The 20,189-nt window shown below is 63.0% G+C and carries 17 protein-coding genes; 4 read left to right on the top strand and 13 right to left on the bottom strand.

Annotated features, from left to right (window positions below; all coding sequences use genetic code 11):
- Nucleotides 1–233: 233 nt before the first annotated feature.
- From dgcA to FZZ93_RS08015, 7 genes are all read right to left on the bottom strand, one after another.
- Nucleotides 234–2,306, bottom strand: a complete 2,073-nt coding sequence (dgcA, locus tag FZZ93_RS08045) for a dimethylglycine demethylation protein DgcA (protein WP_149321799.1) — start codon at nucleotides 2,304–2,306, stop codon at nucleotides 234–236.
- Between the two features lie 11 nt (nucleotides 2,307–2,317).
- Nucleotides 2,318–2,866: a DUF5943 domain-containing protein gene (locus tag FZZ93_RS08040; protein WP_149321798.1), complete on the bottom strand. Its 549-nt coding sequence runs from the start codon at nucleotides 2,864–2,866 to the stop codon at nucleotides 2,318–2,320.
- Between the two features lie 78 nt (nucleotides 2,867–2,944).
- Nucleotides 2,945–3,922: a dipeptidase gene (locus tag FZZ93_RS08035; RefSeq protein ID WP_149321797.1), complete on the bottom strand. Its 978-nt coding sequence runs from the start codon at nucleotides 3,920–3,922 to the stop codon at nucleotides 2,945–2,947.
- A 133-nt stretch (nucleotides 3,923–4,055) separates the two neighbouring features.
- A complete protein-coding gene (gene mtgA, locus FZZ93_RS08030; protein ID WP_149321796.1) occupies nucleotides 4,056–4,754 on the bottom strand; it encodes a monofunctional biosynthetic peptidoglycan transglycosylase in 699 nt (232 codons plus the stop codon).
- Between the two features lie 22 nt (nucleotides 4,755–4,776).
- Complete coding sequence (gbdR, locus tag FZZ93_RS08025) at nucleotides 4,777–5,919, bottom strand: choline metabolism transcriptional regulator GbdR (protein ID WP_149321795.1); 1,143 nt, start codon at nucleotides 5,917–5,919, stop codon at nucleotides 4,777–4,779.
- A 291-nt stretch (nucleotides 5,920–6,210) separates the two neighbouring features.
- Nucleotides 6,211–7,065: an S-formylglutathione hydrolase gene (gene fghA / locus FZZ93_RS08020; RefSeq protein WP_149321794.1), complete on the bottom strand. Its 855-nt coding sequence runs from the start codon at nucleotides 7,063–7,065 to the stop codon at nucleotides 6,211–6,213.
- Nucleotides 7,066–7,227: 162 nt separating this feature from the next.
- On the bottom strand, nucleotides 7,228–8,337 hold the full coding sequence (locus tag FZZ93_RS08015) for an S-(hydroxymethyl)glutathione dehydrogenase/class III alcohol dehydrogenase (RefSeq protein ID WP_149321793.1): 1,110 nt from the start codon (nucleotides 8,335–8,337) through the stop codon (nucleotides 7,228–7,230).
- A 122-nt stretch (nucleotides 8,338–8,459) separates the two neighbouring features.
- On the opposite strand from FZZ93_RS08015, the gene FZZ93_RS08010 reads away from it, so the two are divergent.
- On the top strand, nucleotides 8,460–9,362 hold the full coding sequence (locus FZZ93_RS08010) for a LysR family transcriptional regulator (protein ID WP_149321792.1): 903 nt from the start codon (nucleotides 8,460–8,462) through the stop codon (nucleotides 9,360–9,362).
- Nucleotides 9,363–9,367: 5 nt separating this feature from the next.
- Here the strand turns inward: FZZ93_RS08010 and FZZ93_RS08005 are convergent, their stop codons facing one another.
- Together FZZ93_RS08005 and FZZ93_RS08000 are read right to left on the bottom strand one after the other, a co-directional pair.
- Nucleotides 9,368–10,411 carry a calcium/sodium antiporter gene (locus tag FZZ93_RS08005; RefSeq protein ID WP_223111778.1) on the bottom strand — a complete coding sequence of 348 codons (1,044 nt, stop codon included), beginning with the start codon at nucleotides 10,409–10,411 and terminating at the stop codon, nucleotides 9,368–9,370.
- A gap of 225 nt (nucleotides 10,412–10,636) precedes the next feature.
- Complete coding sequence (locus FZZ93_RS08000; protein ID WP_149321791.1) at nucleotides 10,637–12,016, bottom strand: L-serine ammonia-lyase; 1,380 nt, start codon at nucleotides 12,014–12,016, stop codon at nucleotides 10,637–10,639.
- 200 nt (nucleotides 12,017–12,216) lie between these two features.
- Between FZZ93_RS08000 and FZZ93_RS07995 the strand changes: the two genes are divergently transcribed.
- Together FZZ93_RS07995 and FZZ93_RS07990 are read left to right on the top strand one after the other, a co-directional pair.
- Nucleotides 12,217–13,143, top strand: coding sequence for a LysR substrate-binding domain-containing protein (locus tag FZZ93_RS07995; protein ID WP_149321790.1), 927 nt, complete (start codon nucleotides 12,217–12,219; stop codon nucleotides 13,141–13,143).
- 69 nt (nucleotides 13,144–13,212) lie between these two features.
- A complete protein-coding gene (locus FZZ93_RS07990; protein WP_149321789.1) occupies nucleotides 13,213–13,851 on the top strand; it encodes a hypothetical protein in 639 nt (212 codons plus the stop codon).
- Nucleotides 13,852–13,939: 88 nt separating this feature from the next.
- On the opposite strand, the gene rpoD is transcribed toward FZZ93_RS07990, so the two are convergent.
- The 3 genes from rpoD to rpsU all read right to left on the bottom strand — a co-directional run bounded on the left by rpoD (nucleotide 13,940) and on the right by rpsU (nucleotide 18,203).
- Complete coding sequence (rpoD, locus tag FZZ93_RS07985; protein WP_149321788.1) at nucleotides 13,940–15,787, bottom strand: RNA polymerase sigma factor RpoD; 1,848 nt, start codon at nucleotides 15,785–15,787, stop codon at nucleotides 13,940–13,942.
- Between the two features lie 234 nt (nucleotides 15,788–16,021).
- On the bottom strand, nucleotides 16,022–17,860 hold the full coding sequence (gene dnaG / locus FZZ93_RS07980) for a DNA primase (RefSeq protein WP_149321787.1): 1,839 nt from the start codon (nucleotides 17,858–17,860) through the stop codon (nucleotides 16,022–16,024).
- A 127-nt stretch (nucleotides 17,861–17,987) separates the two neighbouring features.
- A complete protein-coding gene (gene rpsU, locus FZZ93_RS07975; RefSeq protein ID WP_013333229.1) occupies nucleotides 17,988–18,203 on the bottom strand; it encodes a 30S ribosomal protein S21 in 216 nt (71 codons plus the stop codon).
- A gap of 256 nt (nucleotides 18,204–18,459) precedes the next feature.
- On the opposite strand from rpsU, the gene tsaD reads away from it, so the two are divergent.
- Nucleotides 18,460–19,488, top strand: a complete 1,029-nt coding sequence (tsaD, locus tag FZZ93_RS07970; protein ID WP_149321860.1) for a tRNA (adenosine(37)-N6)-threonylcarbamoyltransferase complex transferase subunit TsaD — start codon at nucleotides 18,460–18,462, stop codon at nucleotides 19,486–19,488.
- A gap of 80 nt (nucleotides 19,489–19,568) precedes the next feature.
- Here the strand turns inward: tsaD and FZZ93_RS07965 are convergent, their stop codons facing one another.
- Entirely contained in the window at nucleotides 19,569–20,141 is a 573-nt protein-coding gene (locus FZZ93_RS07965) for a glycerol-3-phosphate acyltransferase (protein ID WP_246146149.1), read from the bottom strand.
- Nucleotides 20,142–20,189 lie beyond the last annotated feature (48 nt).

Below are 20,189 nucleotides of genomic sequence, written 5' to 3'. Positions count from 1 at the left end.
CATTTCCGGCGACAGGCCTCTGTGAGGGCGCTGTGAACCCATTCCTGGGCAACTGCGAAGCGCCCTGTGCCGCTTGCAGGGCCGGGCTAGCCATCCTGGCCAACCCGCTCGGCGGGAAGAACCTCCACTGGAAGCTCCTCTCCTTCCGCCTCGCCCCTGGCAAAAGACCCTCACTACGCGGCCTGTCCGGCTCCCCTCTTTGTTGAGGCTTTCTTGTTGAGGCTTTCGCCCAATCAGAAGTCTTTACAAAGCCGCAGTGCGTCATAGATCGCCGCATGCGTATTGCGCGGCGAGGTGCAGTCTCCCAGACGGAACAGCAGCAAGCCGTCTCCCTCCTCCGACAGGCAGGGCTGCGGCTGGATGGCATAGAGGGCCTCGAGGTCCACCTGCCCCTTATTGCGTGACTGGGGCTTGAGGGCATAGTAGAGCGCCTCATCGGGACGAACGCCGTTCTCCACCACGACCTGATCGACCACTCGCTCTTCCTGGGCACCGGTATATTCGTTCTCGAGTACCGCCACCAACGATTCGCCCTCGCGGTAGACCTTGTGCAGCCCCAGGTCGGAGGACATGATCACCTCCTTCTCATAGAGGCTGCGATAGTAGGTCGGGAAGGTGGTGCCACCCACCGCGGAACCCGGTTTGATATCGTCGGTGACGATTTCGACCTTGGCCCCCTTGTCGGCCAGGTAGTCCGCCGCCGAGACACCGGAAAACTCGCAGATGGTGTCGTAGATCAAGACGTTCTTGCCCGGCTCGACGCGGCCTTCGAGGACATCCCAGGTACTCACCACCAGGCTCTTGTCGGGATCTTCGTCGTAGCCCCACTCCTCGTGCTGCTCGAGGAAGGGGCGGCCCCCCGTGGCCAGCACCACGACGTCCGGGCGCAGGTCGAGGATGGTGGCCTCATCGGCCCGCGTCCCCAGGCGCTGATCGACGCCCAGCCGCGCCAGCTCGAGTTGATACCAGCGGGTGATACCGGCGATCTGATCGCGCTGCGGTGCCTTGGCGGCGATGGTGATCTGGCCACCGAGCTGTTCGGCGGCTTCGAACAGGGTCACCTCGTGCCCACGCTCGGCGGCGACACGGGCCGCTTCCATGCCACCGGGACCGCCGCCCACCACGACCACGCGACGCTTGGGCCCTTCCGTGACCTCGATCTCGTGCGGCATTCCCAAGTACTCACGGGAGGTGGCGGCATTCTGGATGCACAGCACGTCCAGGCCCTGATACTGGCGATCGATGCAGTAGTTGGCGCCCACGCACTGCTTGATCCGGTCGACCTGATCCATCTTGATCTTGGTGATGAGATGCGGATCGGCGATATGCGCACGGGTCATGCCCACCAGATCGACGTGCCCACCCTCGAGGATCCGATTGGCCTGATTGGGATCCTTGATGTTCTGGGCATGGATCACCGGTACCTTGACCACTTCCTTGATACCCGCCGCCAAGTGCAGGAAGGGCTCCGGCGGATAGGACATGTTGGGAATCACATTGGCCAGGGTGTCGTGCGTATCGCAGCCGGAGCCGACCACGCCGAAGAAGTCGACCTGGCCTGTGGCATCGTAATAGGCGGCGATCTGCTTCATGTCCTCGTGGGACAGGCCGTCCGGGTGGAACTCGTCACCACAGATGCGCATGCCCACCACGAAATCGTCGCCAACTTCCTCGCGAACGGCCTTGAGCACCTCCATGCCGAAACGCATGCGGTTCTCGAAACTGCCGCCCCATTGGTCGGTACGCTTGTTGACGCGAGGACTCCAGAATTGGTCCATCAAGTGCTGGTGGACAGCGGAAAGCTCGACACCATCCAGTCCACCTTCCTTGGCACGACGCGCGGCCTGGGCGAAGTCGCCGACGATGCGCCAGATGTCCTCTTCCTCAATGGTCTTGCAGGTGGAGCGGTGGACCGGCTCGCGGATGCCGGAAGGCGACACCAAGTTCGGCCAGTCGAAACCGTCCCAGCGCGAACGGCGCCCCATGTGGGTGATCTGAATCATGATCTTGCCGCCGTGCTTGTGCACGGCGTCCGCCAGATTCTGGAAGTGCGGAATGATGCGGTCGGTGGACAGGTTCACCGAGCTCCACCAGGCCTGGGGACTGTCGATGGAGACGATCGAGGAGCCGCCGCAGATGCACAGGCCGCAGCCTCCCTTGGCCTTTTCCTCGTAGTATTTGACGTAACGCTCCGTGGTCATGCCGCCATCGGTGGCATGCACCTCGGCATGGGCGGTGCTCACCACCCGGTTACGAATGGTCAGGTTGCCGATCTGGATCGGCTGGAACATCGCATCGAACGCCATGGTCTCTCTCCTCAGCCTTGATCCCGGGGTTCACGCGGCACGGTGACGAAGTAGCCAACGTCACAGCCCTCTTCAGCGGCGCTCTGGGTCTGTTCCGCGATGGTGCGCAGCTGACTGCCCCGTGCGGCGAGGATCTGGTCCATGGCACCGGCGAACCACCCGGTGAACATATACTCGACCCGGCGCCCGACCTTGCCCAGTTGGTAGACGAAGGCGCTATGCTCGAGACGTACCCGGCAGGTACCGGCCTCGAGATCGATGTGCTCGGTGATGAACCGGCCCCAGCCACGCTGGGAAAGACGCCTCATGTAGTGCTCGAAGACCGCCTCATCCTTCAGACCATGCAGCTCCGCTTCCTTCTCGCACCAGTGCCAGGCGCTCTTGTAGCCGGCGTGATAGAGAATGTCGGCATAGGTCTCGACACCGAGCGCTTCTTCGACGGCCACATGGTTGTTGATGAAGAAATGGCGCGGCACGTAGAGCATCGGCAACGCATCGGTGGTCCAGACGCCGGTCTCGGCATCCACCTCAATGGGCAGTTCGGGAGCCATCTTGGTCACGGTGTTGTTCCTCAAACTTGCTGATTATTGTGGTAGGGCTACAGGTAGCATGATCGCTTGCGGCTTGTCGCCGAAGCCTCACTCACCCCAGACGTCCTTGAGCACGCGCACCCAGTTCTCGCCCATGATCTTGCGCACCTGGTGCTCGCTGAAGCCACGGCGCAACAACGCCTCGGTGAGATTGCCGAACTCGCCGATGGTGCGAATGCCTTCGGGATTGATGATCTGGCCGAAGCGGGTCAGGCGACGGGCGTAGCCCTTGTCGTGGGTCAGCCACTCGAAGAAGTTATGGTCCTGGCCCTGGGTGAAGTCGGTACCAATGCCGATGGCATCCTCGCCGACGATATTCATCACGTACTCGATGGCCTCGACATAGTCGTCGATGGTGGCGTCGACGCCCGCCCGCAGGAAGGGGGTGAACATGGTCACGCCGACGAAACCGCCATGGTCAGCGATGAACTTCAGTTCCTGGTCGGACTTGTTGCGCGGATGGTCCTTGAGCCCGGAAGGCAGGCAGTGGGAATAGCAGACCGGCTTCTCGGAGGCCTCGATGACTTCGGTGGAGGTCTTCTCGCCGACATGGGAGAGATCGCACATGATGCCCACGCGATTCATCTCGGCGACGATCTCGCGTCCGAACCCGGACAGGCCGCCGTCACGCTCGTAGCAACCGGTGCCCACCAGGTTCTGGGTGTTGTAGCACATCTGCACGATGCCAACCCCGAGGCGCTTGAAGATCTCGACGTAGCCGATCTGATCCTCGAAGGCGTGGGCATTCTGAAAGCCGTAGATGATGCCGGTCTTGCCTTCTTCCTTGGCCCGAGTGATGTCCGCCGTGGTGTGCACGGGGCGCACCAGATCGCTGGACTCGGCCAGCAGGGCGTTGGTCGCGACGATATTGTCGACGGTGGCCTGGAAACCCTCCCAGACGGAAACGGTGCAGTTGGCAGCCGTCAGTCCGCCCTTGTGCATATCTTCAAAGAGTTCACGATTCCACTTGGCGATGATCAGACCATCGATGACGATGGCATCCTGGTGCAGCTCGACGGGGGTCATGGCGGGGCTCCGGTTGATACATGATCATGCCGGCAGCATAGCCCTCGCCCCCCCTGGCTCGGCGCCTGGGAGCGACCGGAAAAATCCCAAAAACGTCATGGGCGTCGCGATCGCGACAGATAGACGAAACGCTTTACAAACGCTCCAGATAGGCATGGCCCAGATTGCGCATCTGGCCACGGATCCAGTTGCTGCGCTGGAGCACGTAGGGGCCGGGGCGGGAGGCGCTCCAGCCACGAGGATTAGGCAGGATGGCCGCCAGACGGCTGGCCTGGGCGGGCGTCAGTGAGGTGGCGGACACTCCGAAGTAGTGCTGCGCCGCCGCTTCCAGGCCGAAGACGCCGTTATCCCATTCGGCGATATTGAGATAGACCTCGAGAATGCGCTCCTTGGGCCACAGCAGCTCGATGAGCAGGGTGAACCAGGCCTCGAGCCCCTTGCGCACCCAGTTGCGACCGGTCCAGAGAAAGAGGTTCTTGGCGGTCTGCTGGCTGAGGGTGCTGGCGCCGCGCAGATCACTACCCTTCAGGCTCGCCATCACGGCACGCCGCAACTCGACGAAGTCGAAGCCGTGATGGCTCGGAAAGCGCTGATCCTCGGCAGCGATCACCGCCAGCTTGGCGTTATCGGCAAGCTGCGACCAGGGGCGCCACTGCTGGCGAATATCCAGGGATTCACCGGCGAGCCAGGCTTCCACCTTGCGCTCGACCATGACCATGGAACCGGCGACCGGCACCACCCGAAACATCAGGACCAGCAGGACGGACAGCCCTACCCACCCCAGCAGCGCGAGCCCCAGGACTCGAGCCACCCGTCGCAGCCACTCCCGCATCACACCTCTCTTAGGCTTCCTCTCATGTCCTCAACCTCACGCTGGCATACGTCGGCTCGCCTCGCGCCTGGTCCAGGGCCGTCATGGCAGCGGAGACCGGTTCATTGGGCAAGGCCTCGAACGCGGAGGCCGACTGCAGCATCGAGGCGGCGTCCTGATCCAGCCGCACCGGCGGCACCAGCTCCACGGCGCTGCTGCTCAACCGCTCGTCGCGTGGCGGAATGCCGAAATACTCGCGGTAGCACTTGGAAAAGTGCGGCGTGGACACGAAACCGCAGGCCGATGCGACCTCGATGATCGACATCGGGGTCTGCTTGAGCAGTTGGCGAGCCCGAGTCAGGCGCAGTTTAAGGTAGTAGCGCGACGGGGAGCAATGCAGGTTCTTCTGGAACAGTCGCTCCAGCTGGCGACGCGAGACGTTCACGTAATTGGCCAGCTCGTCTAGGCTGATCGGTTCCTCCAGGTTGGCCTCCATCAGCGCGACGATCTCCAGCAGACGCGGTTGGGTGGTGCCCAGCACGTGCTTGAGCGGTACGCGTTGCTGGTCCTGCTCGCCACGCACGCGGTCGTAGATGAACATCTCGGAGATACCCGCCGACAGCTCGCGGCCATGGTCCCGCCCAATCAGCGTCAGCATCATGTCCAGCGGCGCGGTGCCACCGGACGACGTGGCCCGGTCGCGATCGATGGAAAACAACCGGGTGGTCAACGCTACCTTGGGAAAGGCCTCCTGCATGGCGGCCAGGCACTCCCAGTGGACGCTGGTCTCGAAGCCATCCAGCAATCCCGCCCGGGCCAGCGCCCAACTTCCCGTGCACACCGAACCCAGTCGCCGAGAGCGACGCGCCTGGGCCTGCAGCCAAGCGACATGTTCGCGCTGGACGCTGCGATGCGGGGCTACACCACCACAGACAATCACCGTATCCAGCGCCAGCGGTACCGTGGTAGAGGCATCAGGTGTGACCTGCAGGCCATCACTGGCGCGTACCGCACTGCCATCCGCCGTCAGCGTGTACCAGCGATAGAGTTCTCGACCGGCCAGTTGGTTGGCCATACGCAGTGGCTCGATGGCCGAGGCCAGCGAGATCAGGGTGAAGTTTTCCAGCAGCAGGAACCCCAGGGTCTGGGGAGTGGCCTTTGGCGGGGCCTGGGCAGCGGTTGTCATCTTGAAACTCCAGCACGGTTGTCATGGACCATCTTGTTATTGTCGAAGGGCGTCTGACGCCGTCGACCGAGCCATCTGTCGCGATCAGACAAGCCCTACCGAGAATGTAATCTTTGTGTCGTTTTCGAGCATGTCAAATTTGCCTATCGACGCCCCTTTCTCAGTATTCTGCGACAATGATGTCGCCACCAGATATGCACATGCCGCTTTGGAATACGACACGACATCGCCAACGAAAGCGCCGGCCCATGAGAGGGCCGGCGCGAGTCTAGACGACAATGTCCATTACGGTTACTGCGCATGCAGGCGTTCGGCGTGATAACGCAGATGATCGTCGATGAAACTGGCGATAAAGAAGTAACTGTGGTCATAACCGGGCTGACGTCGCAGCGTCAACGGATGATCATGTTCGGCGCATACCGCCTCCAGCCGCGCGGGGCAAAGCTGTTCGTCCAGGAAGTCATCGGCCTCGCCCTGGTCGATGAACAGCGGCTGGCGAGAGGCGCCGCGCGCCACCAGCTCACAGGCATCGTACTGGGTCCAGCGGCTGACATCCTCGCCCAGATAGGCGCTGAAGGCCTTGCGCCCCCAGGGGCTCTGGGTCGGATTGACCACCGGGGCGAACGCCGATACCGAACGATAGTGGCCGGGACGACGCAGGGCCATGATCAAGGCCCCGTGCCCTCCCATGGAGTGCCCGCTGATCGACTCGCGACCATTGACCGGAAAGTGCTGGCGCACCACCGACGGCAGCTCCTCGGCCACGTAATCGTACATCCGATAGTGATCCTTCCAAGGCGCCTCGGTGGCATTGACGTAGAACCCCGCCCCGGAGCCGAAATCGTAACTGTCATGCTCGCCCGGCAGATCCAGGCCCCGGGGGCTGGTGTCGGGGCAGACGATGGCGATGCCCAGTTCGGCGGCCAGGCGCTGGGCACCGGCCTTCTGCATGAAGTTCTCGTCGGTACAGGTCAGCCCCGATAGCCACCACAGCAGCGGCACGCGCCCGGTCTCGGCCTGCGGCGGCAGGTAGATGGCGAACACCATCTCGCAGTCCAGCGCTCGCGAACGATGGCGGTAGCGCTTGTGCCAGCCACCGAAGCTGCGGTTGGCCGAGACCAGCTCCAGATGCTCGGTCATGGTCATGGATCAGTCTCCTCGATGACGGAAATCGGTTCAGTCCTGACCCGGCAATCCTGTTGCCGGGTCAATGGCGGCACGGGAAGGTACCGCCGCCAGACGCCAGGCCGGCACGAGTCGCCCCACACCAGCAGATTCACCCAGCGACCGGCATGGCGCAACCGGCAATCAATAGTGCAGCACGGTTCGAATACTCTCGCCGCGGTGCAGCAGGTCGAAGGCCTCGTTGATCTCCTCGAAAGGCATGTCGTGAGTGATGAAGTCGTCGATATTGATCTCGCCGTTCATGTAACGCTCGACATAACCCGGCAGTTCGGTGCGCCCCTTGACGCCACCGAAGGCGGAGCCTTTCCAGACACGACCGGTCACCAGCTGGAACGGACGGGTGGAGATCTCTTCGCCGGCACCGGCCACGCCGATGATGATCGACTCGCCCCAGCCCTTGTGGCAGCACTCCAGTGCTGAACGCATGACGTTGACATTGCCGATGCACTCGAAGGAGTAATCGACACCGCCGTCGGTCAGGTCAACGATTACCTCCTGAATGGAGGCCGAGTAATCCTTGGGATTAACGAATTCGGTGGCACCGAACTGCTCGGCGAGCTGGAACTTCTCCGGATTGACGTCGATGGCGATGATGCGGCTCGCCTTGGCCATTACCGCGCCCTGGATCACCGCCAGGCCGATGGCCCCCAGACCGAAGACCGCTACCGTCGAGCCCGGCTCCACCTTGGCGGTGTTCATGACAGCGCCGATACCGGTGGTGACACCGCAACCCAGCAGGCAGATCTTGTCCATGGGCGCCTGCTTCGACACCGAGGCCAGCGATACCTCCGGCAGTACCGTGTACTCGCTGAAAGTGGAGGTCCCCATGTAATGATGAAGCGGCTTGCCTTCCAGGGAGAAACGGCTGGTGCCATCCGGCATCACGCCCTTGCCCTGAGTGGCACGTACCGAACCACACAGGTTGGTCTTGCCGGACAGGCAGAACTTGCACTTGCCACATTCGGCCGTATACAGCGGAATGACATGATCGCCCGGACGCAGGCTGGTAACGCCCTCGCCCACTTCCTCGACAATACCGGCACCCTCATGGCCCAGCACCGCGGGAAAGTTGCCCTCCGGGTCGGCACCGGAAAGGGTGTAGGCGTCGGTATGGCAGACACTGGTGGCGGCCATGCGCACCAGCACCTCGCCGGACTTCGGGCCCTCGACATCGATCTCGGTCAACTGCAGGGGCTGACCCGCTTCCAGGGCCACGGCGGCACGAGACTTCATGATCCATCCTCTCGGTGGGTGATTGGCATCCTTGCAGTCTAGGCAAGAGTGGCGGTCACTATAAACCGCATCAAACGCATGACATTATTGTCATCTAGCAACAATCGAGTGGAGGCGCCAACATGCAACGCTGGGATCGTGTCGAAGCCTTCATCGAGGTCGTCCGACTCGGCGCCTTCAATGCCGCCGCCGAGCGGCTGAGGGTCTCGAGTTCCCATGTCAGCCGGCTGGTCAGCCAGTTGGAGAGCCAACTGGACACTCCCCTGCTGTACCGGACCACGCGCCGCATACGCCTGACCGAGGCGGGTCGCCTGTACTATCAGCACTGCCATCATCTGTTCGACGGCTTCCGTGAGGCCGAAGCGGCCATCAAGGAACTCCAGACCCGCCCCAGCGGCCTGCTCAGCCTCACCTGCGCCACCACCTTCGGCGAACGCTACCTGGCACCGCTGGTCCATGATTTCATGCGCCTGCACCCGCAGCTCGAGGTGCGCATGCACTTCACCAACCGGCGAGTCGACATCATCGACGAAGGTTTCGACATCGCCATCCGCATGGGCACGCTCCAGGACTCATCGCTGATTGCCCGCCGGCTGTGCGAACGTCGCGAGTACGTGGTCGGCTCACCCGACTATTTCACCCATTACGGCCAGCCCCATGCCCTCTCCGAGCTGGCTCGCCATCGCTGCCTGGTGGGTACGCGTGATCACTGGCGATTCGACGTCAACGGCGTGCGTCGCGAGATACGCATCGATGGCCCCTGGCGCGGTAACTCCGGACCGGCCCTGCTCGATGCCGCCCTCAAGGGCCTGGGGCTTGCGCAGTTGCCCGACTACTATGTCGACCAGCACCTGGCCCGGGGCGAGCTGATCAGCGTGCTCGACGCCTACCGACACGACGATACCGCGGTCTGGGCCGTCTATCCGCGCCATCGGCACCGCTCCCCCAAGGTTCGCCAGTTCCTCGATTACCTGGTCGCCGAGCTCGGGCCCAGCCTGCCGGCACAACGCCGGTCGAGCGCATGACGTCCCTAGGTTCGACGGCGACGCTCCTGAACTACCAGAACCATGAGGGTCAGGGCCGTGATGGGCAACACGAAATAGCTCATCACCGCACCGAAGCCTTGCAGCGCGTCATGATGAGCGACCTGCAGCACCAGGTAAGCGGTATAGGCCAGGTAGTAGCCCAGCAACACTCCCCCTTCCCAGCGGTTGATCGTGCCGCCGGTCAGACAGATCGGCAGGCAGGCGAGCGCCACAGCGATCATCACTGGCATGTCGAAGCCCAGCATGGCCGCAGAGACACCAATGCCGGACGGCGCCAGCAGCCCGGACAGCCCCAGCACGCCCAGGATGTTGAAGATGTTGCTGCCCACCACATTGCCCACCGCAATGTCACGTTCACCACGCAGTGCGGCGATGAGCGACGTTACTACCTCGGGCAGCGAGGTGCCTGCAGCAACGATCGTCAGCCCGATCACCTGCTCGCTGATCCCGAGCCTGGCCGCCATCTCGACGGAGGCTCCCACGAACCAGTGCGAGCCCAGCACCAAGAGCGCCAACCCACCGAGCACCATGAATAGATTGAGAGGCAAGGGCGTGTTCGACTTCTTGGAAGGCGGCGGCGCCTCACGTCGATTGTGCAGAAACAGGAACAGCAGGTACGCCGCCAGGCAGGCCACCAGCAGCAGGCTATCCAAGCGCCCCAGCAGACCATCGAGCGACAACACCAGAAGCAGCCCGGAGAGGCCGATCATCAGCGGGATGTCCTGGCGGATCAACTGAGGGGCCACCGTCAGCGGCACGATCAGCGCCGCGACACCAAGGATGAACAGCACGTTGAAGATGTTGCTGCCCACCACGTTGCCCATGGCAATGCCGGCCTGGTCATCAAGGGCCGACTTCACGCTGACCGCCAGTTCCGGCGAACTGGTGCCGAAGGCCACCACCGTCAGACCAATGATCAGCGGCGAGATGCCCATCCGCAGAGCCAGACGCGACGCCCCCCTGACCAGCACCTCGGCGCCGACGATCAACAGCGCCAGGCCGGCGACAAATCCGAAAATCATCATCATGTGCGCCCTCTCGGTCGCGCCCTCCTGACAGGTTTGCCATGGAGGCCTGCCCGATGGTTATTACACCGGTTGAAGTAGCGGTGCAACTGCGTTCCGACGAAGAGAACCGCTCAGCCTACCACCGCTCCATCCTGACACCGGCAAGAGGAGTCCCATAAAAAAGCGCGACACCCGAAGGTGTCGCGCCGAAGGTGACCGCCTCGGGCGGCCCGGCAAGAAAAAGGGTCAACACTCGATGGCATTGACGGCCAGACCACCCTTGGAAGTCTCCTTGTACTTCTCCTGCATGTCGGCGCCGGTATCGCGCATGGTGCGAATAGCCTTGTCCAGCGAAATGAAATGCTCACCGTCGCCACGCAGCGCCATCTGGGTCGCATTGATCGCCTTGACCGAGGCGATGGCATTGCGTTCGATACAGGGAACCTGGACCAGCCCGCCGACCGGGTCGCAGGTCAGGCCCAGGTTATGCTCGAGACCGATCTCGGCGGCATTCTCGACCTGGGCGGCGCTGCCCCCCATCACCTCGGTGAGTCCAGCGGCAGCCATGGCGCAGGCCGACCCCACCTCGCCCTGACAGCCGACCTCGGCGCCGGAAATGGATGCATTCTTCTTGCACAGGATGCCTACCGCACCGGCGGTCAGCAGAAAGTCCACCACGTTACGCTCGCAAGCACCCTGCTGGAACTTCATGTAATAGTGCAGCACCGCCGGAATGATCCCCGCTGCCCCATTGGTGGGTGCGGTGACCATGCGGCCACCGGCGGCATTCTCCTCGTTCACCGCCAAGGCGAAGACATTGACCCAGTCCATAGCGGAGAAGGTCGAAGTGATCAGACTGGCGTCATCCTCCATCGCCTCCAGTCGACGATGCAGGGCCGCCGCGCGCCGTTTGACCTCGAGACCGCCGGGCAGAATGCCCTCGTTGGCGAACCCCTGGTTGACGCAGGCCTGCATGGCTTCCCAGATGTGCCAGAGGCCGGCACGAATCTCGGATTCGTCCCGCCAGGCCTTCTCGTTCTCCATCATCAGCTCGCTGATGCGCAGATCATGCAGCCGGCACAAGGCCAGCAGCTCGGCGGCGCTGTTGAACTCATAGGGCAGTGCCGTGGTATCGGCATCCAGCTCGTCCCGATCGACCTGCCCCTGATCGACCACGAAGCCGCCCCCCACCGAGTAGAAGACGTTGCGATACAGTTCATCGGCATGGCCATGCGCCACCAGCGTCATCGCATTGGGATGATAAGGCAGACTCTCGTCATGCCATTGCAGGTCGCGCGCCCAGACGAAGGGAATCGCCAGATGGCCATCGAGCAGCAGGGTCTGGGACTCCAGTAACTCCTCGATACAGGGCGAGACGATCGCCGGATCGATGCTGTCGGGACTCTCGCCCATCAGCCCCATGATGGTCGCCCGGTCGGTGCCGTGTCCCTTGCCGGTGGACGAAAGCGAGCCATGCAGATGGATCTCGATCCGCGCCACCCGTTCGAGCAGGTCACGGCCACGCAACGCCTGGATGAAGTCATGGGCCGCCCGCATCGGGCCCACCGTATGGGAGCTCGACGGCCCGATACCGATCTTGAACAAGTCGAAGACGCTGATTGCCATGATGGTGCCTCATTGCGTGACCGGGTAAAACCGGTGGTCAGGATCTGGCGGAAGGCGTTTGTTCAGGTGCCTTTCTCTATGGCTTTCTGTCAGTCAGGCTAAACCCAACTGGCATTCACCTCATTTGACCCTTATGTTGGAGGCAGGTTTTGCCCCGAGCAATCGAGAATATCTCGCTTTCAGTATAGTATGACTAAACCATGAGCCGTCTTCTCAATTCTCAGACCCACGCCTGGCTGAAGGTCTTCGCTGTCAGCGCGCGCCATCTCTCGTTCACTCGGGCGGCGGAAGAACTGCACGTCACCACCGGCGCGGTCAGCCAGCAGATCAAACAGTTGGAGGACAGGCTGGGCTTCAAGCTGTTCCGGCGCCTGCCCCGCCGCCTCGCCCTGACCGAGGAAGGCAGACGACTGGCCACCGTAGTCGACGACGCCTATCAGGCTGTGGGGCTCGAAGTAAAACGACTGCGCAGCGGGGTGATGAGCGGCATCATCCGGCTACGCAGTGTCCCCTCATTCCTCAACAAGTGGCTGATGCCCCGCCTGCCTCGGCTTCAGGCGCGTTTCCCCGACATCGAGCTGCACGTCACCGCCGAGGACAGCAGCACCTCGCTGCGGGAAGGCGATTTCGATCTCGCCCTGGATCTCAACGACGGCCAGACACCGGGACTGGCCATCACACCACTGATCGAGGAAACCATCTTCCCGGTCTGCTCGCCCTCGCTGCTGCGCGGGCGTCCTCCCCTGCGACGCCCCGATGACCTGGCCTGGTATCCGCTACTGCACGACGTCACCGCCTGGCGCGGAAGTCGCGACTACGGCGAATGGGAACACTATCTGGAGGCCATCGAGGCGCCTTCGGTAAACGTTCATCGCGGCTATACCTTCAACCGCAACCACTTGACCATGGAAGCGGCCATCGCCGGCATGGGCGTGGCCATCGCCCGCCAGACCCTGATCACCAACGAGTTGGAGACCGGCGCCCTGATCGCCCCCCTGGAGCGACGTGTCGCCACCGGCATGCACTATGGCATCGTCTACACCGCCGGCGCTCTGGACGATCGCCGCGTGCGGGCCGTGCATGACTGGCTCGTGGAGGAGGCAAAAAGACCGCACTCCGTTCGTTAGCCGGCGAGCGATGACAGGACAAGATGCGTATAATTGTGCTCTTCGATACACCACGCCACGAGAAGACGGATGTCCAATACGCCCCCTGACCGGATCAGCTTTCGAGCCACCTGCCTGCGAGCCCTGGCTTATCTGGTGATCATCGCCGCCTTGATGGAAGGCGTCATGCAGGAAGCCCAACAGCTCGACTACACCCAGTTTTCGGAATCCGGCTTCACTGAACTCGCCCAATCCATGCTGCTGCTGCTGGCAACGGGGTTGGCACTCTCCGTACGAGTCTGGCAACGCCAGCTGCCCAATGTCGCCCTGCTGCTGGTCGGCCTGCTTGGCGCCTCATTGATCCGCGAGCAGGACGCCTGGCTCGATACCTATGTCTTCGATGGCGCCTGGCAGACGCTGGTCGCCCTGCTGGTGCTGCCCGTGCTGTTCGTGGTGATCCGCCATCGCCGGGCCTTCGTGACCGAACTCGAGTCGATCACCGGCACTTTCTCCTTCGGGCTCTTCGCGGCCGGCTTCCTGACCACCTACGCCTTCTCCCGCCTGTATGGCCGCAGCGCCCTGTGGCAGGAGATCCTCGGCGAGCACTATCTGCGCGCCTTCAAGAACGCGGCGGAAGAAGTCACCGAACTGTTCGGTTACACCCTGATGCTGTTCGCCATGCTGGAACTGGTTCTGCTGGTCCGTCGCCGACTAATCACCGGGCGCTGAGCCTTCCACGCGACCAACCTCCGAAACGACGACGCCCGCGGAACAATCCGCGGGCGTCGTGCATTGCGCCTGAGACTCGCTATCGCGACTATTCGTCGAGGAAAGAACGTAGCGGCTCGGAACGCGACGGATGGCGCAGCTTGCGCAGGGCCTTGGCCTCGATCTGGCGAATCCGCTCGCGCGTCACATCGAACTGCTTGCCGACCTCCTCGAGGGTGTGATCGGTGTTCATGTCGATGCCGAAGCGCATGCGCAGCACCTTGGCCTCGCGGGCCGTCAGGCCGCCGAGCACGTTGCGGGTGGCCTCGATAAGCCCCTCGCCAGTAGCCGAGTCGATGGGCAGCACCATGGTGCCATCCTCGATGAAGTCGCCCAGGTGCGAATCGTCGTCGTCACCGATGGGCGTCTCCATGGAGATCGGCTCCTTGGCGATCTTGAGCACCTTGCGCACCTTGTCCTCGGGCATCTCGAGGCGCTCGCCAAGCTCCTCGGGGGTCGGCTCGCGCCCCATCTCCTGCAACATCTGGCGCGAGACACGATTGAGCTTGTTGATGGTCTCGATCATGTGCACCGGAATGCGGATGGTCCGCGCCTGGTCGGCGATCGAGCGAGTGATCGCCTGGCGAATCCACCAGGTGGCATAGGTCGAGAACTTGTAACCGCGACGATATTCGAACTTGTCCACGGCCTTCATCAAGCCGATGTTGCCTTCCTGGATCAGGTCCAGGAACTGAAGGCCACGGTTGGTGTACTTCTTGGCAATGGAGATCACCAGACGCAGGTTGGCCTCGACCATCTCCTTCTTGGCCCGACGCGCCTTGGCCTCGCCGATGGAAAGCCGGCGATTGACCTCCTTGAGGTCGGGCACCACCAGCGCCACCATCTCCTCTTCGAAGGCAATCTTGCGTTGGGCACGCTGGATGTCGCCCTTCAGCGCTGCGAGCCGGTCAGCATATCTGGCGTGCTCGGCCATGAAGGTGTCCAGCCAATCCTGGCGGGATTCATTGCCCGGGAAGGACTTGATGAAGGTCTTGCGCGGCACCTTCGCCTTCTTGACGCACAACTGCATGATCGCCTTTTCCTGGGCACGCACCTGCTCGACGCTGATGCGCACCTGACCGACCAGGCGCTCGAAATGCTTGGGTACCAGCTTGATCGGCGAGAACAGCTCGGCAAGACGCGCCAGTTCATTCTGGGCCTGCTTGGCACCGCGACCATGCTCCTCGATGGCGCGACGTGCCGCCTCGTTCTGCTGGCGAATCTGCTCGAAACGCGCCCGCGCTTCCTCGGGATCCGGACCGCCGCCGGACTCTTCTTCCTCGGCGTCGTCATCCTCGTCGGATGTCTCGCCGTCCGCAGCGCTCCGCTCGGGTTCGGGCTCGGGAACGTCCGCCTCGGCCACACCGGGAATCCCCTCGTCGGGATCGATGAAGCCCGAGAACAGATCGGAAAGACGCCCCGGAGCCTCTTCATCCTGAGTGGCATCATAGGCATCGAGGATGGAATCCACCGCGCCGGGCAGGTAAGCCAACGCCGACATGACTTCGCGGGTCCCTTCCTCGATGCGCTTGGCGATCTCGATTTCGCCCTCGCGGGTCAACAGCTCCACCGTCCCCATTTCGCGCATGTACATGCGCACCGGATCGGTGGTGCGTCCCACATCGCCTTCCACCGCCGCCAGCGCTGCCACGGCCTCCTCGGCCGCCGACTCGTCGGTGGATTGATCGGCCATCATCAGGGTGTCTTCGTCGGGGGCTTCCTCGACGACATTGATACCCATGTCGTTGATCATGCCGATGATGTCTTCCACCTGATCCGGGTCGGCGATATCCTCGGGTAGATGGTCGTTGACCTCGGCATAGGTCAGGAAGCCCTGTTCCTTGCCGCGCGCGATCAACTCCTTCAGACGTGACTGCTGCTGCGCATTTCCAGCCATAGAAACCCTATCTCGACGAAGAAGAATGAAGCACCTGAAGCACTGAGGCGGAGAAAACTCGATAAGCCGAACAGTATAGCGGTTTCGCCTACTGTTTTGCTAGCTCGGTGTGTTTGCGCGGTCATTCAGGTGTGTTAGCTTATCCGGTTGCGTCCCGTTTGGTTACGCTCTTAATGTGGTGATGGTAGGAGAGAATTCAACCCTCGCGCCACTTTTCCGGCGCCTTCGAGGCCGTCATCCTTTCAGCTCCATCAACAGTTCGTTCAGCCGCTGGCGCTCTTGCTGCGACAGCCGCTCACCAGTGCGACTCCGAGCCAGCAGGGCATCGTACTCCTCCTGGGGAGACCGTTGCCGGCGATGGCGCTGAAAGTACGACACCCAATTATCCAGTTCGACACCGCGCACCCCCTTGGGTACCAGTGGCTCTCGGCGTGCCAGCTCAGCCAGGCGCTCACCTTCCGGCGTACCGTGAAAATGCGCCAGCAACACCTGGGCACTGCGATAGCGTCCAGCCTTGAGCAGACGCACCACCTCGCGGCACAGCCGGGCATCGCCATCCTCCTGGGGACACCAGTCGTCGCTCTCCGGCAGGCGCTCGACCAACCCCGGCTCATGCACCAGTAACTGCAAGGCTCGCGCCATCAACCCAAGAGTTCCGCTGGACGCCGATGCCTCGCCCACCGATGCCTCACCCATCACCGGTGCTGCCTCAGCCATCGGTGGCGGCGCGGCCTCGTCCGGCGACGCTCGACCACCCTCCGAGCCAGCGTGACGCATCATCAAGGATTCGAAGCTTGATTGGTCGACGCCAGTACGCCGCGAGAGTTCCGTCAACAGCAAGGACTTCAACATTCCCTCGGGCAACAGCTCGATCGCTTCCAGCACCTGACTGGCATAACGCTCGCGCTCTTCGATGCGCGCCAGATCACGCCCTTGCGCCGCCAACTCGAACAGAAACTCCGACAACGGACTCGCGCAGGTGATACGGTCCTCGAAGGCCTCGCTCCCCTCGCGACGCACCAGGGTGTCCGGGTCCTCGCCTTCGGGCAGAAACAAGAAACGTGCCTGACGCCCGTCAATCATCATCGGCAGCGCCGTACGCAGAGCCCGATCCGCCGCCTGGCGGCCTGCTCGGTCGCCGTCGAAGCAAAACACCACTTCGTCGACCACGCGAAACAACCGCGACAGATGATCCTCGGTGGTCGCCGTGCCCAGCGTGGCCACCGCATTGCGAATGCCGAACTGAGCCAGGGCCACCACATCCATGTAGCCCTCGACGATCACCACACGATCCAGCCGGGCATTGGCCTGACGCGCCTCATAGAGACCGTAGAGCTCGCGGCCCTTGTGAAACACCGGTGTTTCCGGCGAGTTGAGGTACTTGGGCTTGGCATCGCCAAGCACCCGCCCGCCGAAGGCCACGGTACGACCGCGAATATCGCGGATCGGGAACATCACCCGGTCGCGGAAGCGATCGTAGGTGCGGCCGCTGTCCTCCCGATGCACCAGCAGACCGTACTCGATCTGAACGGCCTCGCTGATGCCGCGCTCGCCGAGATGACGGCGCATCGCCTCCCACTCAGCAGGCGCGAAACCAATGCCGAAATCACGCACCACCTCGGGCGAGAGCCCCCGCTTGTCGAGATAGGCGCGCGCCGCCTCGCCTTCCGGCATCTTCAGGCGCTCGCGAAAGAAGCTCGCCGCCAGCTCCAGCAGGTTGACGCCTTCCTTGCGCTTGCGTTCGCGCGCCTGCTGGCGGGGGTCGTCGTCTCCCTCACGAGGAACTTCCAGCCCTAGTCGCGCGGCCAGGTGTTCCACCGCCTCGGGGAACCGCAGGCGGTCATACTCCATCAAGAAACCAAGAGCGTTACCGTGGGCACCACAACCGAAGCAGTGATAGAACTGCTTGTCGGCGCTGACGGTGAACGACGGCGATTTTTCCTGATGGAAGGGACACAGCCCGGAGTGATTGCGCCCCGATTTCTTGAGTTTGACCCGCTCACCCACGATCTCGACCACATCGGTGCGGGCCAACAGGTCATCGATGAAACGTTGCGGAATCTGTCCGGCCATTCAGGCTATCCCGAAAGCGGAAAAACGAGGGTGCGACGACGCACAACGCAAAAACAAGCGGCCACCGATTGGCGGCCGCTTGGGCGTCCTCCCGAGACGACCCGAGAAGGGCCGCCCCAAGTACGGATCAATAGAGCCGTTCGAAACGCTTGCGCTCACGCTGGAGCTTCTTGGCGTGACGCTTGACGGCAGCCGCCGCCTTGCGCTTGCGCTCTGCGGTCGGCTTCTCGTACTGCTCGCGACGGCGAACCTCGGAGAGCACACCGGCTTTTTCACAGGAACGCTTGAAGCGACGCAGCGCGACGTCAAACGGCTCGTTATCGCGTACTTTGACAGAAGGCATTAAGCACTCACCTACCTTGAAAACTTGAGTTCGGTTTGAACGCACACCCTAAGGACTCCATCACGCTTCGCCCGGACGATGCCGTAGCACGGTGACAATGGAAAATGCGAGTCCCGGGCGCACGACCCAGTCTTACAGCGCACAGTATTCTAGTCGTCGTGATGCTGCCATGCAAACCGTTTCGCCGATCCGCCCCTGCCGCCGCGCGTCCAAAACGCGTAGAATACCGCCATTTCCGATCCACCGAGCCATGACCATGCGCGTATTGGGCATCGAGACCTCCTGCGACGAAACCGGCGTCGCCCTCTTCGACACCGAGCAGGGCCTTGCGGCCGACGCCCTGCATAGCCAGATCGCCATGCATGCCGAATACGGTGGCGTGGTGCCTGAACTGGCCTCCCGCGATCACACCCGTCGCCTGCTGCCACTGATCCAGCGGGTGCTCGACGACGCCGGCATGCGTCGACAGGACCTCGACGCCATCGCTTACACCGCCGGACCTGGCCTGGTCGGCGCGCTGATGGTCGGTGCCAGCACTGCCCACGGCATGGCCCGGGCACTCGGTATTCCGGTGCTCGGCGTGCATCATATGGAAGGCCACCTGCTGGCCCCCATGCTGGAAGACGATCCCCCCGACTTCCCCTTCGTCGCCCTGCTGGTCTCCGGCGGCCATACCCAGTTGGTGGAAGTCACCGGCATCGGGCGTTACCGACTGCTCGGTGAATCAGTGGACGATGCCGCCGGTGAGGCCTTCGACAAGGCGGCCAAGATGCTCGGTCTGGACTATCCCGGTGGCCCCGCCGTGGCCCGGCTCGCCGAAACGGGCAGCCCGGGACGGCTGCGCTTCCCGCGCCCCATGACCGATCGCCCGGGACTGGACTTCAGCTTTTCCGGCTTGAAGACCCATACCCTGACCACCATCCGTCAGTTCGAGGCCGAAGGCACACTCGACGACCAGGCACGCGCCGATGTGGCACGCGCCTTCGAGGATGCGGTCGTCGATACCCTGGTGATCAAATGCCGCCGCGCGCTCGACGCCACCGGCCTGACGCGGCTAGTCGTCGCCGGCGGGGTCAGCGCCAACCAGCGGTTGCGCGAACGCTTGGCGCACGAAGCGGGAAAACGCGATGCTCGGGTGTACTATCCACGCGGCCGCTTCTGCACCGACAACGGCGCCATGATCGCCTATGCCGGCGCGCAACGCCTGCGCGCCGGCCAACGCGACGAGCCCGGAAAGATGCAGGCCGTCCCCCGCTGGCCGCTGGAAACCCTCGGCGAGCCCTGAACGACGGGCTAGCTTTTGGCTCGAATCTCGTAACTCGTAACTCGTGGCTAACGACTACTCATCCCGTCCCGACCAGCGCCTCAGCGTCCCGACCACCGCCTCAGATAGAACGCGTGCCGGATCAGCACCAGCAAGGTAAATACGATCACTACCTCGGTATAGGCCGGCGCCAGCCAGAGGGTGAACAGCGGCGCCAGGGCCGCGCTCGCCAGGGAGGCGAGTGCGGCCATCCGACCACTGCCGGCCAGCAGGCACCACAGCAGGGCGCAGCACAGTGCCACCCAGGGCGTCAGCACGAGCATCACACCGAAGGCGCAGGCGACCGCTCGCCCACCCCGAAAGCGATACCAGACGGGATAGCTATGGCCCAACATGACGCCGAGCCCCACCAATCCCTGCGCCCAGGGCGGCAGATCCCGGAGCAACGCCAGGCCCAACACCGGCATCCCCTTGACGGTATCCACCAGCAAGGTAGCCAGCGCCAAGCGCATGCCGTGCAGGCGCAACACGTTGGAAAAGCCAGGATTGCAGGAGCCGGCCAGACGGGGATCGGGCACGCCGGCCAGACGGCACACCATCAGGGCACCGAGCCAGGTTCCACTGAGATACCCCAACGCCATCAGTGGCAGGGTCGTTTCGAGAGTCGTCAGCACGACCGCGCCTCGAAGAAGGGTTCAGCCGGCCATTCTGCCAGCCACGCC

Source organism: Halomonas eurihalina (assembly GCF_008274785.1).
GTDB classification, from domain to species: domain Bacteria; phylum Pseudomonadota; class Gammaproteobacteria; order Pseudomonadales; family Halomonadaceae; genus Halomonas; species Halomonas eurihalina.
This window is presented reverse-complemented; position numbering and strand designations above follow the sequence as displayed.